General features: G+C 64.1%; 1 protein-coding gene. It reads left to right on the top strand.

Annotation, left to right across the window (positions count from 1 at the left end):
• A partial coding sequence (locus ACM0OX_RS35835) for a hypothetical protein (RefSeq protein ID WP_414519979.1) occupies positions 1-251 on the top strand: 251 nt, incomplete at both ends.

Here is a 251-nt window from a genome sequence, read left to right as displayed (position 1 = left end):
GCGCTCGCCATTACGCCGAGTTGATGGGGCCTTCTGGCGCTCGCTCTGTCGGCTACGCCGCCCTCGCATCCGGCTCCGGCGATCATGCTGAACTGGTCAGCGAAGTTAGGGGTGTGTGGCTGAAGCGCTCTCTGCAAAACAGGGCTGCCGACGCCCTGGAAGCCATCATCGCAGAGAACGCGGCGCTGCGGAGCGAACGGGACCGCGCCGAAGAACGGATTAGAGATTTGGCGGCGATGTTCGGCGTGTGT

Origin of the sequence: Nostoc sp. PCC 9305 (assembly GCF_963920915.1) — a bacterium.
Lineage (GTDB): Bacteria > Cyanobacteriota > Cyanobacteriia > Cyanobacteriales > Nostocaceae > Nostoc.
This window is presented reverse-complemented; position numbering and strand designations above follow the sequence as displayed.